Genomic DNA, 16,440 nt, shown 5'->3' on the forward strand with positions numbered 1-16,440 from the left:
CTATCGCCCTCCGTTCATTCCCACTCCGAACGCCCCGCCAGCCTGAGATACTCGTGAACCGGCTCTGGCACGGCGTCTCGGACCGCAGACACGGGGACCGAAGGGATCTCGGTTTCCGCGTCCGCGAGCCCGGCCACCGCGGTGGCGATCTGAATCCCCAGATCCCGCATATCGCGCCAATCGAGTTTGTCCAGCGTGTCCGCGTGCGTGTGTGCCCACTCCGTATTGCCGTACCGAACGGGGGCGCTATCTTCTCTGGACCTGCAAGTCACGGACGCTACTCCTTCCTTGATAAACGGCCACTGATCAGTGAACGGTCCAACGGAGGAGAGCGGATTCGTCTCGATCGGGACGCCAAGTCGCCGGGCCGACTCTTCGAAGACCTCACGGACCGATTCACTGCCGTTCACCATGAGATCGCGGGAGTATCCGATCCCGTCCATGTTCACCTGGCATTTGACGGCGTCGAGGTCGTGGTTTTCCTGCCAGTAGTACGACCCGTAGAGTCCTGGCTCTTCTCCGCCGAAGGAAATGAGTCGAACTTTGGTGTCCAGGCGATCCTCGTTCAACGCCAGCAGACGGCCGATCTCCGCGGCCAAGACGCTTCCCGCGCCGTTGTCACGTGCCCCGTCCCCGATGTCGTGGGAATCTACGTGACCGGTGACCAGTATCTCGGACTCCGTATCCGGACCGACGACTGCTTCGACGTTCCGACACGTCGCCCGCTCGTTCCGACAGGAGATAGACAGATCGACCGTAACCTCTCCCTTCGAGATACCGGATCAGCCGCTGCCCGACCTCGTTACTGACGCCGACGGCCGGAATCGGTCCCGGGGCGTTACGGCTGAATCCGACTGCGCCCGTCGGCGGCACACCGCCATCGACTCCCCTATTATAGAAGATGAATCCGGCTGCGCCCCGGATTCTGCTCTGGTGTATTTCTCGATTCGGTTGACCCACCGTCCGTACGTACGCGGCGTTTGCGCCGAGACGAGAACGACGTTCCCCTCGATGTCCGTCGAGTCGAAATCTTCGGGGACGCCGTCGCCGACGGAGACGAGTTCGCCGCTCACCGACGCGGCCGGTGAACCGGGAAGCGCGACGATTTCGTAACTCCGGTCGAAAACGTTCGCCGTCGGTCCCGTCACCTCCAGTGCGGCAGATTCTCGCCACCAGCCCGGGATCTCGAATTCGTTGATCTGGGGATCGCGCGCCCCCGCCCGAACGAATCCGTCCTTCATTACCTCGGCCCCTCGCGCTTCGCCTTCCTGTCCGGCCATCCTGTTCCCGATCTCGGTCAGCTCTTCCAACAACTCCCACATAAACGGTTCTCTGTAGGCGTTTCCGATGGTAGATTCTGCCAACCCTGACATTAGATTTTACCCCCTGGAACGCACAGTATTAAATTATCCTATCAACGTAGCTATCCCTCGGCCGAAGGGTGCCAACGGAAGCGCGAAGCACGTGGCCGAGATACCGTCTGGGAGATTGACGATATTCGACCACGTTGCGAAGGCACACGAAGCAGACGTGGGGCCACCGTGTAGACCGCTGATATCCCTGCGGGCAGCTTCAACTCCACAAGGGTTCGTCTGTAACGCGAGCAATACCCACGCCTGCCAAACTCCCCAGCCCATCCAGAAAAAGCCCATCGCGGCGAGGTGGTGGGGTCGATAGCGTGGCGCTCGACGAGTAGCTACGGCCCACAGGACGAGAACACTGCCGACGCGAGCGGTGACGACCGCGAAGAGATCCGGTGCCGCGAGCGCTCGACCGAACGGAAGAATCGTGACGGAGAGTTCGCCAGCATCCAGGCGAGCGACGTCCCGACTGTCGAAGCCGCCAGTCCGAAAACGACGACACCGATGGCAACGAGAGTGCCGATACGCGGTAGACGCTCACGCCAGTCACGTTCTACGGACACGCCTTCACGTTCGATCGGTGGTGGCATAGAACGGGGGCACAGCAGATGATTAACCGTCTTCGACGTTCAATCTCCGTCCATGGCCGAAGAGCAGCCACGTCCGTTCCGGTTCGACGCGGAAGTCACCCCCGGCGAGAAACGGCAGTTCCGCTACGAGGTGAGCGAGACCTACCTCGGCGACGCCGTCGAGATGCCGGTGACGGTTATCAACGGCGACCAGCCAGGGCCGCGCGTGTTCATGACTGCCGCGATTCACGGCGACGAACTCAACGGCGTCAAGGTTTTACAGGAGGTCGCAGACCGCTATCGCCCGAACGATGTCCACGGAACGCTGGTACTGCTTCACGTCGTGAACGTCCCCGGCTATCAGGCACAACAGCGCTACCTCCCTATCTACGATCAGGACCTCAACCGATCGTTCCCCGGGAAGGAACGCTCGAACACGGCCGAGCGGATGGCTCATCAGGTCTATCACCAGTTCGTCAGGCAGTGCGACCTCGGACTGGACTTCCACACGTCGACCCGAAATCGGACCACGATGTATCACGCCCGCGCCGACGTCGGCAATCCAGAGGTCGAACGACTCGCTGAAGCGTTCGGGACGAACGTCATCCTCTCGGGCGAAGGCGACGAGAACTCGCTCCGGGCCGTCGCCTCGCGCAACGGCGTTCCGACCATCACCGTCGAGATGGGGAAGGCTCACCGGTTCCAGCCGGCGCTCATCGCGAAAGCGCTCGATGGCGTCGAGAGCGTCCTCGCCGAATACGGGGTCTACCCCGCGGGAGAAGTTACCGAGCCATCCTGGCGAAAGGTCATGGGACCGACCGAGGAGAAGCGCTGGATTCGGGCGGACACGGGCGGACTCGTCGAAATGAAGTGGGGGCCGAACCCGCTCGTCCACGAAGGCGAGACTATCTGTACCATTACGGACCATTTCAAGGACGAAGAGCACGTCGTCGAAGCGCCGTTCACCGGCCTCATCGTCGGCGTCCTCGAGAACCCGATCGCGCTCCCGGGACATCCGATCTGCCACCTCGTCCACATCAGCAGCGAAACCCGCGAAGAACTCGAACGCGAAATCAGCCGTGGGGAGTTCGACGGCTATCGCTCCTACGGGCAGCGGTGGATGGCCGACGAGGAGGAAGCCGAGTAGTCGGTTCTGGAGACACCGACGGTTCTTCACAACCGAGTACCGCTTCACGTCGTTTGTCCCGAAAACGAGGGCTATCTCCCGGTGTGATCGTTCAAGTCGTGGATTCCGTCCTCACCACACCAGCGGATGGCTCGGACGAGTCGGTAACCGTGTGAGCGGAGGGTCGCATCGGCCAATTCGTGACGGGGTCGTCGAGATCCACTCGTGTTGCCTGTGCAGACGGGGGTCGGAGCTCGGATTTCGGTGTCTTCGCTCCTGAAGGCCCGAGCAGCGACAGCGGTTCGACGCTCGGTGCATCCGAACCCGCCGCCAGTTCTCGTCGGTTCGGAGCACCGAGAGGCATAAGGGACGGCCTCTCGCCAGTGTCGGGCATGAAACGCGCCCACGGGGTGAGAGTGTGACGCTGCAACTCCCCAGCGAAATCGTAGTCGAACATTTCCTGCCGACGGCGCGGTCGATGCTGGCGGATGCGCTCGACGACCGCGGGTTCGCCCAGCGGGAGATCGCGGCCCGCCTCGGCGTCTCGCAGGCGGCGGTGAGCCAGTACCTCAACGAGGATCGGGCCGACGAACTGGCGACCCATCCGCGGATGCAGGAGGTGGTCGAGCGACTCGCCGACGGCTTCGCCGACGATACGCTCGACGACTACGAGGCGCTCGCCGAACTGCTCGCGCTCGTCCGGGAGTTCGAGGACCGGGGCCCCATCTGCGAGATTCACGAGCGGGAGATGCCGGCGCTCGAAGGGATGGGCTGTGATCTGTGCGTTCGCGGACGCGACCGGGCCGTACAGGCCGAGCGAGACGTCCTCGAGAACGTTCGGCGCGCGGTCCGTCGCTTCGCGAACGCGCCGAACGCCGTCGACTACGTGCCGAACGTCGGCACCAACGTCGCGATGGCGCTGCCGAACGCCGACGACGAGACCGACGTCGCGGCCGTCCCCGGACGCCTCCACGCGATGCGGGGCGACGTCAACGTCCCGGCGAACCCCGAGTTCGGCGCGTCACGCCACGTCGCGACCGTGCTTCTGGCGGCGACGGTCGTCGATCCCGCGGTCCGGGGAGCGGTCAACCTCGCGACGGCGGCGGATCTGCTCGCGGCCGCCCGTGACCGCGGATTCGACCCCGTCGAGTTCGACGCGGGCTACGAGAATCGAGCGGAGCGACTCCGGTCGCTCTTTGCGGACCGCGACGCGCCGCGGGTCGTCTACCACGAGGGCGATTTCGGCATCGAGCCGATAACGTACGTGCTCGGCGAGACCGCCGTCGACGCCGTCGACGTGGCCCTGGACCTCGTCGAGCGAACGGGGTAGCGAATCGGTGAGCGCCGCGACGGGGGCGTCGGCGAAGCGGCCGGTCCGACGTCGTGTGACAACGGAGTTACGTCTCGGGACCGTAGGTACCGTATGACCACGGACGCGCTCACGCGCCGTCGGCTACTCGCGGCCGCGAGTTCGGTCGTTGCGGCCGGCGTAGCCGGCTGTGGCTCCCGATCCGACGCGGACGAGACGACGACGGCGGCGACGTCGACCGCCACGCCCACGACGAGTCCCCCTCGGAGAGCGTTTACACCCGCGTCTACCGCGAGACGGTCGACTCGGTCGTCCAGGTGTCGATCGACGGAACGCAAGGCACCGGCTTCGTCTTCGACGAGGACCACGCGGTCACGAACGCACACGTCGTCGGCGACGCCGACGCGGTCGAGCTCCGGTTTCGAAACGGGGCGTGGCGAACGGGGACCGTCGTCGGCACCGACGCCTACAGCGACCTGGCCGTGGTCGAGGTTCCGAACCGGCCCGCGTCCGCGTCCCCCTCCCGATGGCCGACGAGCCGGCAGCCGTCGGCCAGGAGGTGGTCGTCATCGGGACGCCCTTCGGTCTCGACGGCACCGTCACGACCGGCATCGTCAGCGGGGTCAATCGGTCGATCCCCAGCCCCACCGGCTATCGCATCCCGGACGCGGTCCAGACGGACGCCGCCGTCAACCCCGGTAACAGCGGCGGTCCGCTCGTCTCGCTCGACGGCGAGGCGGTCGCCGTCATCAACTCGGGTGCCGGCGACAACGTCGGCTTCGGAATCTCGGCTGCACTCACCCGACGGGTCGTCGACGATCTGATCGAGGCGGGGACGTTCGAACACGCCTACATGGGCGTCTCGCTCGTCGCCGTGACGCCGGCGATCGCCCGAGCCAACGACCTGGAGACGCCCCGGGGACTCGCCGTCGTCGACGTCGACCCGGACGGCCCCGCCGAGGGCGTCCTGCGCCCGAGCGAGGAGCGGGCCGTCGTCGACGGCGACCCCGTTCCCGTCGGCGGCGACGTCGTCCTCGCCGTCGACGACACGCGGACCCTGACGACGGAGGACCTCGGGAGCTATCTCGCGCTACACGCGCGACCGGGTGACACCGTCGCGCTGACCGTGTTGCGGGACGGCAGCGAGCGAACGGCGGCGGTGGAGCTCGGGCGTCGTCCGGAGCCCGAAGAAGCGACGGTCGGGTGAGCCACGACGGCCGGGTCGCCGTCAGTCGGCGGCCGTCTCGACGCGGCCGTGGAGCAGTTCCCACGCCGCGATCAGTTCGGCGTCGCTCGCGTGTCAGACGTTTCCCATCGGCGGGGACTGGATACGAACGACTCCGGGAGCGTCACTGGATCGAGATCCGACGGCCGCCGGTGCTCTCGGTGGTGCTCTCTTTCGGAAGCGTCACGGTGAGGACGCCGTTCTCGTAGGTGGCCGACACGCTGTCTTCGTCGATCGCCTCCGGGAGTTCGATCCGCCGCGAGACGGACGTTCGGGCGCGTTCGCGCCGGAGCCAGCGATCCGCCTCCGGTTCGTGTTCGGCCACGTGTTCGGCGTCGATGTGGAGTGTGTGGTCGGTGAGTCGCACGTCGATGTCCTCGCGTTCGAAGCCGGGCAGGTCGGCGATGACGAGGAACTCGCCGTCCCACTCGGCGACGTCGACGGCCGCCGTCCCGATCTCGCCGCCGAGTCTGACGCGCGCCTGGTCGAACTGCCGATCCATCTGCTCGAAGAGGTCTTCGACGTCCTGGAGCGTGCGGTGCATGGTTCCGTCCGGATCCACCGATCCGACGCTCAAAAGCGCGGATCCTAACGGCTTGGCGGGGCGAACGAAACGACGTAGGGGCGGCTTTGACACCCGTCGGTACAGTAGCTCCCGGCATGACGACGTCAGCAGCCGACATTCGGGAGGCCGTCCGGGACGTCACGGTGGTCGACTCCGACGACGCCGCCGATCGAGCGATCGACGCCACGCTGTCGGCCCTCGGCGAGTGTCTCTCTCCGGGGAGCGCCGCGACGTCGAGGAACCGCTCCCCGAGGCCTACGCCAGCACGCTCAGGGAGGTCGAATCGCACCGCGCGTCGCCGCTCGAGCTGGAGGCGTTTCTGGAGCGGGTGAGCGACGACGCCGACGTCGCCCGCGGCCAAGCGGCGTCGGTGGCCCGTGGCGTCATCTCCGTCGTCGGCGACTGCATCGGCCACGACGAACTCCACGACGCGGCCGCGCAGCTCCCGCCGGAGTACGGTCGCCTGTTCCAGCCCGCCGAGGTCCCCCACGGCGAGACGCTGCCCGAGACGGTCCAGCGACTGAGCGACGTCGACTCCGAGGAGGAGGCACGGACCGCCTGTCAGGCCGTCCTCGATGCGCTGGGACGGCGACTCTCGCAAGGCGAGGACGAGGACCTCGCGACCTACCTCGACGACGAGGCGGGGCGGTGGCTCACCCGGCGCGTGAGCGACGCGGCCCTCGACCTCTCGAAGGCGGAGTTCGTCGAGACGGTCGAACACCGGGCGGATGTGTCGGAGGCGACGGCCCGCGAGTACGTTCGCGTCGTGACGCGGGCGCTGGCGGAGCACGTTCCCGACGAGGAACTCGACCACGCCGAGGCACAGCTCCCCGACCGCTACGACCCGCTCGTCGCGTTCGCGTAGCGCGTCGACCGGCGACGCCGGATCGACGGAGCGCCCGAATCAAGCGATTTCGACCGGTGGCACGTCGAAAAACGCCGTCTCGTACCCCTCGTGGCGGGCGACCTGTGGCGGGACGTCGACGGCGAGGCGGACGACGTCGCCCGCGTCGACGCTCGGGACCGACGCCCCGTAGTGGTAGTCGAGTTCCGAGTGGAGCGCCGTCGAGAGCGACCCCTCGAACACCGTCTCGCCGTCGCGTTCGAGCGTCGCCGAGAGCGACATCATCGGCAGGACGAACCGGTTGTAGGGCGTGCGCGCCGAGACGGCGAGGTAGGTCTCCTCGGCGGTGCCGCCGAACGGCGTCGCGTCCTCCATCGCCGTCGCCACGAAGACGGCGTCGCCGCTCGTCGCCGCTCCGAGCGGACGCCCCGGGAGCGCGTCCGGTTTCGGCACCTGCGACGTCGGCACCGTCTCCATCTCCATCGGCGGCACCGCACCGGTCGACCCCTGCTCGTCGGGATACGTCGTGAATTCGATGTCGCGGACCGTCTCGCGGGCGTAGTCGAACTCGAACTCGAACGTGGCGGCGTCGGCCGCGAGGGCGTCGGTCGCCGCCGAGATCGCGCCCGTTCGGACGGTGACGTCGTAGGTGCCGTCGCCCGGCAGTTCGACGTTGTCGCCGAAGTGATACCCCATCGGCTGCGAGAGCATCGGCCACGGCGACAGCGACGTGACCGTCTCGCCGCCCTCAGAGATCTCGATCTTGGGGTTCGTCGTCACCGGGACGACGCCCGTCTCGGCGTGCCAGACGACGGGCATCAGGTGGACGGCGTCGTCCTCGCGTATCGACACCCGCTCGGTCCGGTCGATGGAGACGGTCCAGAACCGGTGGGGGAACGAGTAGGTCAGCGCACACCGATAGGCTCCGGCGCTGGCCACGCCGCTCACTTTCATCGCCTCGACGTGACTCGGGACGTAGACGGCGTTCGGGCGGTTCTCGATGACGGGGGGACGTTCGCCGCTCGCGTCCGGACGAGTCCGGCGCATCCGGCCAACCCCGCCGCGCCCGCCGCGCCGACGCCGCGGAGAAAGTCACGCCGGCGCATCGGCCCCCTCCGCGGTCGCGCCCTCCGGAGTCGCCGGCGGCAACGCCCGCAACCGACGCGGCGGGACGAGGAAGTTGCCCCGGGTGCGGACGTCGACGTACTGGAGGATGCCGTTGTTGTTCCGTTCGCCGACGGCGCCCCCGAGAGGTCGGTGCCGTTCATCGCCTCGCGCGTCGCCACGAAATCCTCGATGCGTCGCTGGAGGGTGACGAAGTGGAGGCCGGCGTGGCCGCCGTCCGTCGAGTCGAAGTCGCGGCGGAGGATGATGGGACGGTCGTCCTCGCGGACGCTCACCATCTTCTGAGAGTGGCCGACCATGCCGTCTTCGCGGGCGGAGTCGTCCGCCGCCGGACAGGCGCTCATCCCGCTACTGTCGCCGAGGTTGTCGCCGACGCCCTCGACGGCCCCCGTCCTGGCGTGGGCCGGGCAGAACATCTTGCCGACCCGCTGGAAGCGACTGTCCTGTTCGTACCACTGCGAGAGGTTGAGACGGATGTTCGAGACGTGTTGGGTCGTCCCGCCGGCGAACGGGCCGCCCTGGATGGTCACGCGGTCCTCGGTGGCCTGGTTCTTCGAGAATCCGGACTTGAACCCCATGTAGAGCGGCGCGTCCTCGGGGACCGGGTCGGAGTCGGGGACGCCGTCGACGTCCTGGTGAGACGCCGGCAGTCCCTCGCCGACGAAGCCGGTGCGCCGGTCGGCCACGGCGAAGACGTCGGTCAGCGCCGCCTCGACGTCGACGCTGTTGAGCGACGCGGTCTCGCCGCGGAGGGCCTGTTCCGCACCGAGGACGACGGACGCGTGGTCGGAGGCCAAGTGGACCATCGCGTCGGGCGTGTCGGGGTCGGGGTCCTCGAACGCGGCGAGCGGTTCGGGCATCGGCAGGTCGACGGCGTCGGGGAGCGCGGCGTCGAAGCGCTCGAAGTAGGCCGGCGAGTAGCCGACGGTGAAAAGCAGGCCGTCGTGGCTCCGTTCGTAAGCGCGGTCGAGGCTCCGGAGCGCGGAGTCGGTCGTCTCCCGGTCGACGCCCGAGGGCGCGCCGTCGCCGGCGAGGTTCAACGCGAGCAGAATCCGGTGGCGCGGCTGGACGACGTTGCCGTGGTCGTCGGTGGCAGAGACGGCGTTCCACGCGTGCTGTCGGTCCGGGAGCGTCGAGAGGTCGTCGGGACCGGTCGGCACGTCCACGGATTCGCGGTCCAGACAGGCGGCGAGCGCCGACGCGCCACCGATGGCGACGGCGCTCCGGAGGAAGGCCCGTCTGGGGATTCCTCGGTCGCTACGCTGGTCCATAGAACAGCCCAGGAGCGGGAGGAAAAAGCGGGTTATGGTCTGGTTCTCGAAGGGCCGGCGCTCCCGGGCGACTACGAGACGCCCGGGGCCGTACCCAGGCGTAGCGGCCGTTAGACCCGGGGCTTTTGCCGCTCGGTCGAGAGGAGAGAGCCATGTCCGACTTCGAGAACGAGGCGGCCGAACGGGTGATTCGGGTGCTCTCACAGGCGGGCGTCGGCGTCTCCCCCGGCGGCATCGCGGCGAATCTGGCAGCGGTCGTCGACGACCCGCCGTCGGAGTCGGCCGTCTGCGCCGCCCTCGACGAACTCGAACGGCGCGACCTGGTGAGACGGCTCGACGGGGCGTACTATCTGCTGACCGATCACGGCCGCGACTACGTCGAACGCGAGTTCGAGGAGATGGGCGTCGGCTTCATCGAGTGACGCGGTCGGCTCCGACGGCCGGAGGGGCCGCGTCAGCGCGGACAGTCGTAGGTGTCCCTGACGGTGGTAGCGAGCAGACCCTCCGGCTCGAAGACGACGTAGACGACGACGAACGGGTCGTCGGCCGGACGCATCACGAACACCTCGCGTTCGGCCACGCCGTCGTCCTCGTTGACCCGTTCGACGAGGGGTTCGAGGGGAGCGTTCCGGACTGGAGCTCCTCGAAGACGTCCGGACCGCCGGGCGGGTTCGCGAAGACGTAGAGCGCGCCGTTCGGGTCGCCATCGGTGTTGCGGGTGACCCGCGAATTCACGCCGTCGCCGGCGGCCGAGGCCTCGCGCCACGTCTCCCGTGCCGCCTCGAAGAGGCCGGTCACGTCGTCCAGGAATTCGAATCTGGTCCGCCGGCGGACGTCCGCGTCGACGAGTTCGGCGGGGCCCGATCCGGGCCACGAGAGCGTCGCGTCGACGGCGTATCCGGGGCGGAGCGTCGGCGCGGACTCCGGGACGGTGACCGTGACGGGGTCGTACGACTCGTCGGCCGAGCGGTCGACGAAGACGAGGTCCGTCTCGGTCCGCCTCGACAGGACGCGGTACTCCCCGTTCGTAGTCGGGTCCATACAGGGGCTATTCGCTCGGGGAAGATATACTGTCGGATAGCGAGAGCCGCGAGGAGTCACTCCGTCTCGGCGGGTTCGCCGCTCTCGACGACGGCCGTGACGTCGGCCCGGGAGGCGACGAGCGCTTCCCCCTCGATGGTTCGTTTCAGCGCCGCCGCCGCCGCGCCGTAGGCAAGCGCGTCGGCCATCCCGTTCCCGCGCCCCCGCTCGGCGAGAAAGCTCCCCACGAACGCGCTCCGGGCACCCGACGCGTCGACGGTGGTCGCGTCGTAGGCCGGGCGTTCGTATATCTCGTCACCGTGCAGTCCGACCGGGCCGCGTCGCTCCCGGCGGACGACGACCGTCTCGAGGTCGTACGTCGTGCGGACGCTGTGTCCCGCGGGGACGACCCCGCCGTCGTGGCCGAATATCTCTTCGAGTTCGCCCTCGGAGCAGAACAGGACGTCCACGTCCGAGAGCAGCGAGTCGTAACACGTCCGCGCCTCCTCGGCGGACCAGAACTGGTCGTCGTAGCGGAGATCGAACGCCGTCTCCGTCCCGGCCTCGACGGCCGTCTCCAGCACCGTCGCGGTCGTCTCGGTCAGCGTCTCCGAGAGGGCGGGCGTCACGCCGGAGACGTAGAACGTCTCCGCGGCCCGAACCGCCTCCAGCGGTAGCGCCGCCGCCGTCGCCTCGGTCGTCGCCGCCCCCTCGCGGTCGGGGACCGTCGTCGTGTTCCGGGGCGAACCGCCGGCGGCGCGATAGCGGACGCCGACGCGGCCGTCGACGGTCCAGACGACGCCCGTTCGAACGCCGTGGCTCCGGAGTTCGCGGACGACGCGCCGACCGAGGGGCGTCTTCGGGAGACGCGAGAGCCACGCCGTCTCGAGGCCGAGCGCCGACGCCGCGACGGCGACGTTGCTCTCGGGGCCGCCGACGTGGACCGCGAACTCGTCGGCCGCTTCGAGAGGGGTGTCGCTCCCCGGCGAGAGCCGAAGCACGGCGTCGCCGAACGTGACGAGATCCGTCACCGAGATCGCCTCCAGACCATGTCGGCCGTTGGCGGGGCGTACATATAAGTCCCGGCCGCCGGGGAGTCCGACATCTTACTCGGACCGACGACACGGTCGGCCCGACAACTCACTCGGACCGACGACACGGTCGGCCCGACATCTTACTCGGACCGACGACACGGTCGGCCCGACAACTCACTCGGACCGACGACACGGTCGGCCCGACATCTTACTCGGACCGACGGTTCGGTCGGCCCGACATCTTACTCGGACCGACGGCCGGCGTGACCCGGATAGTCGCGTTCGAACCGTTCTTCGAGTTCGTCGCGGTCGAACCGAACGACGACCGGACGGCCGTGGGGACAGGCGTAGGGGTTCTGGCAGTCGTCGAGAGCGGACAGGAGGTCGACGACCGATCCCTCGCGGAGCGACGTGTTACCCGTGATGGAGGGGTAACAGGCGAGATCGGAGAGCAGCGAATCGACGACTGCGTCGACCGTCGCTTCCCCTCGCCGTCGACGAACCCCGAGAGGGCGTCGCGCAGGAGTTCCGGGTCGATGGCGGCGTCCGTCACGGCGGGGACGGTGCGCACCTCCACGGTTCGGTCGTCGGTCCGGGTCGCGTGAAAGCCCACTCGCGCGAGCGCCTCCCGGTACTCTTCGAACAGTTCCGCCTCCCGCGCCGTCAGTTCGAGTTCCACCGGTTCGGCGAGCGCCTGAGTCGGCGTGTCACCGGCCATCGTCTCCCGGAGGCGTTCGTAGTTGACGCGCTCGTCGGCCGCGTGCTGATCGACGAGGACGAGGCCGCCCGGCGTCTCCGCGACGAGGTAGGTGTCGTACAGTTGGCCGAGGACGCGCATCCGTGGGAGCGTGTCGAACTCGCGTTCGGGAGCGGCATCCTCGCCGGTCAGGGTCCGTTGCTGGGTCGGCCCGGTGAACTCGCTCGAACCGACCGGGGACAGGTGACTCCCGTCAGCGTCGCCGTCGAACGACGACCGTCGCGAATCGGCGGACGCCGGGGGAGACGCTGATCGCGACGGCGACGGACGCGACGCCGACGAGTCAGCCTCCGACGCCTGGCCGTCCGCGCTCGGTTCGGTCGACCGCTCGACAGAGGTCGGTTCCGCGGGGTCGTCTGCGGACGGTGCAGACGAATCGGCGTCGTCGTTCGCGGCCGGCGGGGACGACTCAGCCGTCGTCGCCTCGCGCGTGGGCCGCTCGGGCGAAATCTCCGTCTCGTCCGGTGCGGACCGCCCGCGCGGGGCGGTCGAGCGAACGAGGCCGTGATCGAGGAGCGCGTCCCGGACGGCTCCCCGGACGGCCGATTTCGCGTTCGCCTCGTCGTCGAACCGCACCTCCATCTTTCGCGGGTGGACGTTGACGTCCACCGCGTCGGCGGGCACGTCGACGAAGAGGACGGCGAAGGGGTAGCGGTCGGGGGCGAGCTGGCCGCCGTAGGCGTCGAGGACGGCCTCGCGGAGGACGCGCGACGTGACGTACCGACCGTTGACGAACGTCGAGAGGTAGTCGCGGGTGCTCCGCGTCGTCTCCGGGTGGCTCACGAGGCCGGAGACGGCGTCGACGGACTCGTCGGGAGCGGCGTCGACGCGGACCATGGACTCGGCGACGTCACGGCCGTAGACGGAGAGGATCGCGGATTCGAGGTCGCCGGTCCCCTCGGTGGCGAACACCTCGCGACCGTCGTGGTCCAGCGACACCGCGACGTCGGGGTTGGCGAGGGCGTACTGCGTGACGACGCGGTTGACGTGGTCGAACTCCGTCGCCTCCGTCTTGAGGAACTTCTTGCGCGCCGGCGTGTTGAAAAAGAGATCCTCGACTTCGACGACGGTGCCCGGCGGACAGCCGGCGGGGCGAACCCGGCCGACGTCGCCGCCCTCGACGGTCAGTTCCGCGCCCGCATCAGTTCCGTTGGCGGTGTCCACGCCCTCGCGGGGGCGACTCCGGACGGTGAGTCGCGAGACGGCACCGATGGTGTGGAGGGCCTCGCCGCGAAATCCCAGGGTGGCGACGCCGGATTCGAGGTCGCCGATGTCGGCGATCTTGCTCGTGGTGTGTTCCTGCACCGCGAGTTCGAGCTCCCGCTCGGTCATCCCGACGCCGTCGTCGCGGACGCGCACGCCGTCGATGCCGCCGCGGTCGACGGCGACGGAGACGCGCGACGCGCCGGCGTCGAGGCTGTTCTCCAGCAACTCCTTGACGACGCTCGCCGGCCGTTCGACCACCTCTCCCGCCGCGATGCGCTGCACCGTCGCCTCGTCCAGCGGGTGGATGCTCGCCTCCTCGCTCATCGGCGGTATCGAGGGGAGGGGGCCCTATCAATCCCGCGGGGTCTCACGCGACGCGGTTTTTGAGGTCCTCGCCAGCCCGGAAGCGCCGGACGTTCTCCGACACCAGGTCGGCGATGTCGAGGTGATAGCGGTTGGTCGCCGACCCCTTGTGGGGGCTGACGATGACCTCGTCGAACTCCCAGAGCGGGGAGTCCTCGGGGAGCGGTTCCGTCTCGAAGACGTCGAGTCCCGCGCCCGCGACGTCGCCCGCTTCCAGGGCTTCGACGAGGGCGTCCTCGTCGACGACGGGGCCGCGGGCGACGTTGACGACGTAGGCGTCGTCGCGCATCAGGTCGAACTCCTCGGGGCCGAGCAGTCCCTCCGTCTCGGGCGTGTGGGGGACGGCGAGGGCGACGAAGCGCGCGTCGGCGATGGCCTCGTGGAGCTCCGCGGGGTCGTAGAGTTCCGAGACGCCGTCGACGCGTTCGTCGGAGCGACGCACGCCCACGACGTCCATGCCGAGGGCGGCCGCGCGTTTCGCGATGCCCTGTCCGAGCGTGCCGAGACCGACGACACAGAGGCGCTCGTTCTGCACGGTGAAGGGGCGTTCGTAGTCGGGGTCGTACCAGTCGTGGTCGTTCTGGTGATCGCGGTAGAGGTGGAGCAGGCGGGCCAGCGAGAGCATGTAGCCGACGGCGATCTCGCCGACCGTCGCGCCGTGGATGCCCGAACTGTTCGTGAGGGGGACGCCCGCTTCCCGGTAAGCGTCGGTGTCGTAGGCGTCGTAGCCGGCGCGGATGCAGTGGACCCACGCGGCGTCGAGAAACTCCGGTCGCGGGTGGAACGAGGCGACGGCGTCCGTCTCGTCGTACGTCTCGTCGTCGCCGACGAGTTCGGTGGTGACGTCGAGGTCGTCGAAGGCGGCGACGAACGCCTCCTTCGGAGCGACGTTCTCGACCGATTCGTGGATACACAACCGTTCGATGGTGGAGCGTTCGGCCATGAGTGTGCACCTCAGCCCCACCCGAATTGAGGCTTTCGCACTCGACTCCCGTCCGGCACGGATACTGGCACAGATAAATTTACAACGGTGCGACAGGGCTTCCGAACATGGACGTAACAGAAGCGGTCGCAAACATCCTGGTCGAAGAGGGAGTCGACTACGTGTTCGGATTCCCCTCGAACCCCATCTTCGACACGGGGATTCTCGAAGAGGTCGGCATCCAGAAGATCATCGTCCGCCAGGAGCGGACGGGAGCGCACATGGCCGACGCCATCGGTCGCGTCACCGCCGGCGACGAGGTCGGCGTGTTCGCCTGCCAGCACGGCCCCGGCACGGAGAACGCCTTCGGGGTGGCCCAGGCCTACGGCGAGTCCGCCCCGCTCGTGGCGTTCCCGGCGGGCTACGACCAGAAGAACAACGACACCGATCCGAAGTTCAACTCGCTGGTCAACTACCAGCACGTCACCAAATCCTGCGAACAGCTCACCGACCCGGACGCCGTCTGCGAGACGGTTCGGCGCGCGTTCAGCGCCGCGCGGAACGGGCGGCCGCGCCCGGCCGTCGTCGAGATTCCGAAAGACGTCTTCTACGAGGAAGTCGAGGAGTTCGACTACTCGCCGGGGAGCACGTCGACGCCGGGGGCCGACCCCGACGACGTCTCGACGGCCGTCGACCTCCTGCTGGACGCCGAGAACCCCGTCATCTACGCCGGTCAGGGCGTCCACTACGCGAAAGGCTGGGACGCGCTGCAGGAACTCGCGGAACTCGTCGAAGCGCCCGTCGCCACGAGTCTGAACGGCAAGAGCGCCTTCCCCGAGGACCACCGCCTCTCGCTCGGCGCGGGGTCGAAAAGCGAACCCGGACAGCTCGCTCACTTCCTCGACGAGTGTGACCTCCTGTTCGGGATCGGCTGTTCGTTCACCGACACCGCCTACGGCATCACCGTCCCGACCGACAACACCATCGTCCACTCGACGCTCGACGCGACGGACGTCAACAAGGACGTGCAGGCCGACCACGCCGTCCTCGGCGACGCCCGGCTCGTCCTCGAATCGATGGTCGAGGAAGCCGATGCCCGACTCGACGGCCCGCGAGGCCGCGCCGACGACGTCGCCGCCGAAATCCGGGAGGTCGAGGCGGCGTGGCTCGACGAGTGGCGGCCCAAGCTCGAATCCGACGAGACGCCCATCAACCCCTACCGCGTCGTCAACGAGATGACGGAGGTCATCGACGCGAGCGAGGCCATCGTCACCCACGACGCCGGCAACGCGCGCGACTTCATCGCGCCGTTCTGGGAGTCGCCCGAACCGCTGGGCTACATCGGCTGGGGGAAGACGACCCAACTGGGCTACGGCCTCGGCCTCGCCATGGGCGCGAAACTCGCCCACCCCGAGAAGCTCTGTATCAACTTCTGGGGCGACGGCGCGATCGGCATGACCGGCCTCGACGTCGAGACGGCCGTCCGCTACGACATCCCCATCCTGTCCGTCCTGCTGAACAACTTCGAGATGGCGGGCTACGAGACGCCGTTCGGCGGCGACTTCGCCGGCGTCGCCGAGTCGCTCGGAGCCTACAGCGAACGCATCGAGGATCCCGGCGAAATCGCGGGCGCTCTCGAACGCGGCATCGAGAAGACGGAGGAGGGAACGCCCGTCCTGTTGGAGTTCATCACCTCGAAGGAGACGGAACTGTCGCGGCCCGATCTCGGATAAGCGCCCGGAC

At 68.2% G+C, this 16,440-nt stretch carries 14 protein-coding genes and 3 pseudogenes; 7 read left to right on the forward strand and 10 right to left on the reverse strand.

Going from position 1 to position 16,440, the window contains the following annotated elements; all coding sequences use genetic code 11:
- Nucleotides 1-14 precede the first annotated feature (14 nt).
- The gene (locus ACFQJD_RS17470) at nt 15-776 is read right to left on the reverse strand and encodes a M28 family metallopeptidase (RefSeq protein ID WP_379800584.1); all 762 of its coding nucleotides are present in this window, start codon (nt 774-776) and stop codon (nt 15-17) included.
- A gap of 6 nt (nt 777-782) precedes the next feature.
- On the reverse strand, nt 783-1,310 hold the full coding sequence (locus ACFQJD_RS17475) for a hypothetical protein (RefSeq protein ID WP_379799921.1): 528 nt from the start codon (nt 1,308-1,310) through the stop codon (nt 783-785).
- Between the two features lie 693 nt (nt 1,311-2,003).
- Between ACFQJD_RS17475 and ACFQJD_RS17480 the strand changes: the two genes are divergently transcribed.
- From ACFQJD_RS17480 to ACFQJD_RS17495, 4 genes and pseudogenes are all read left to right on the forward strand, one after another.
- Nucleotides 2,004-3,077: a succinylglutamate desuccinylase/aspartoacylase family protein gene (locus ACFQJD_RS17480; protein WP_379799923.1), complete on the forward strand. Its 1,074-nt coding sequence runs from the start codon at nt 2,004-2,006 to the stop codon at nt 3,075-3,077.
- Between the two features lie 397 nt (nt 3,078-3,474).
- A complete protein-coding gene (locus ACFQJD_RS17485; protein WP_379799925.1) occupies nt 3,475-4,386 on the forward strand; it encodes a thiamine-phosphate synthase family protein in 912 nt (303 codons plus the stop codon).
- 296 nt (nt 4,387-4,682) lie between these two features.
- Nucleotides 4,683-4,817: pseudogene (locus tag ACFQJD_RS17490) on the forward strand (trypsin-like peptidase domain-containing protein); the annotation flags it as partial.
- A 74-nt stretch (nt 4,818-4,891) separates the two neighbouring features.
- Entirely contained in the window at nt 4,892-5,572 is a 681-nt protein-coding gene (locus ACFQJD_RS17495; RefSeq protein WP_379799927.1) for a S1C family serine protease, read from the forward strand.
- Between the two features lie 142 nt (nt 5,573-5,714).
- Here the strand turns inward: ACFQJD_RS17495 and ACFQJD_RS17500 are convergent, their stop codons facing one another.
- A complete protein-coding gene (locus tag ACFQJD_RS17500) occupies nt 5,715-6,134 on the reverse strand; it encodes an Hsp20/alpha crystallin family protein (protein ID WP_379799929.1) in 420 nt (139 codons plus the stop codon).
- Nucleotides 6,135-6,360: 226 nt separating this feature from the next.
- Between ACFQJD_RS17500 and ACFQJD_RS17505 the strand changes: the two genes are divergently transcribed.
- Nucleotides 6,361-7,020, forward strand: a complete 660-nt coding sequence (locus ACFQJD_RS17505; RefSeq protein WP_379799931.1) for a DUF2267 domain-containing protein — start codon at nt 6,361-6,363, stop codon at nt 7,018-7,020.
- Nucleotides 7,021-7,059: 39 nt separating this feature from the next.
- Here the strand turns inward: ACFQJD_RS17505 and ACFQJD_RS17510 are convergent, their stop codons facing one another.
- Both ACFQJD_RS17510 and ACFQJD_RS17515 read right to left on the reverse strand, forming a co-directional pair.
- Nucleotides 7,060-8,046 carry a DUF7350 domain-containing protein gene (locus ACFQJD_RS17510; RefSeq protein WP_379799932.1) on the reverse strand — a complete coding sequence of 329 codons (987 nt, stop codon included), beginning with the start codon at nt 8,044-8,046 and terminating at the stop codon, nt 7,060-7,062.
- 45 nt (nt 8,047-8,091) lie between these two features.
- Nucleotides 8,092-9,395 (reverse strand): annotated as a pseudogene (locus ACFQJD_RS17515) (Tat pathway signal protein).
- Between the two features lie 152 nt (nt 9,396-9,547).
- Between ACFQJD_RS17515 and ACFQJD_RS17520 the strand changes: the two are divergent.
- Nucleotides 9,548-9,817, forward strand: coding sequence for a hypothetical protein (locus tag ACFQJD_RS17520; RefSeq protein ID WP_379799934.1), 270 nt, complete (start codon nt 9,548-9,550; stop codon nt 9,815-9,817).
- A 32-nt stretch (nt 9,818-9,849) separates the two neighbouring features.
- Here ACFQJD_RS17520 and ACFQJD_RS17525 read toward each other — a convergent pair whose 3' ends face one another.
- The 5 genes and pseudogenes from ACFQJD_RS17525 to ddh form a co-directional block, all read right to left on the reverse strand.
- A complete protein-coding gene (locus ACFQJD_RS17525) occupies nt 9,850-9,975 on the reverse strand; it encodes a DUF6663 family protein (RefSeq protein ID WP_379799935.1) in 126 nt (41 codons plus the stop codon).
- Nucleotides 9,951-10,436: a DUF6663 family protein gene (locus ACFQJD_RS17530; RefSeq protein WP_379799937.1), complete on the reverse strand. Its 486-nt coding sequence runs from the start codon at nt 10,434-10,436 to the stop codon at nt 9,951-9,953. Before ACFQJD_RS17530 ends, ACFQJD_RS17525 begins: the two co-directional genes overlap by 25 nt.
- 56 nt (nt 10,437-10,492) lie before the next feature.
- Nucleotides 10,493-11,446 (reverse strand): sugar kinase, encoded by a 954-nt coding sequence (locus ACFQJD_RS17535; protein ID WP_379799939.1) that lies wholly within the window; start codon nt 11,444-11,446, stop codon nt 10,493-10,495.
- A 245-nt stretch (nt 11,447-11,691) separates the two neighbouring features.
- Nucleotides 11,692-13,736, reverse strand: a pseudogene (gene mutL / locus ACFQJD_RS17540) (DNA mismatch repair endonuclease MutL).
- Nucleotides 13,737-13,779: 43 nt separating this feature from the next.
- Nucleotides 13,780-14,718, reverse strand: a complete 939-nt coding sequence (gene ddh, locus ACFQJD_RS17545) for a D-2-hydroxyacid dehydrogenase (RefSeq protein ID WP_379799942.1) — start codon at nt 14,716-14,718, stop codon at nt 13,780-13,782.
- 107 nt (nt 14,719-14,825) lie between these two features.
- On the opposite strand from ddh, the gene ACFQJD_RS17550 reads away from it, so the two are divergent.
- Nucleotides 14,826-16,430, forward strand: coding sequence for a thiamine pyrophosphate-requiring protein (locus ACFQJD_RS17550; RefSeq protein WP_379799944.1), 1,605 nt, complete (start codon nt 14,826-14,828; stop codon nt 16,428-16,430).
- The last annotated feature ends 10 nt before the right edge of the window (nt 16,431-16,440 follow it).

This window comes from Haloplanus sp. GCM10025708, assembly GCF_042663985.1.
Classification (GTDB): domain Archaea; phylum Halobacteriota; class Halobacteria; order Halobacteriales; family Haloferacaceae; genus Salinirarus; species Salinirarus marinus.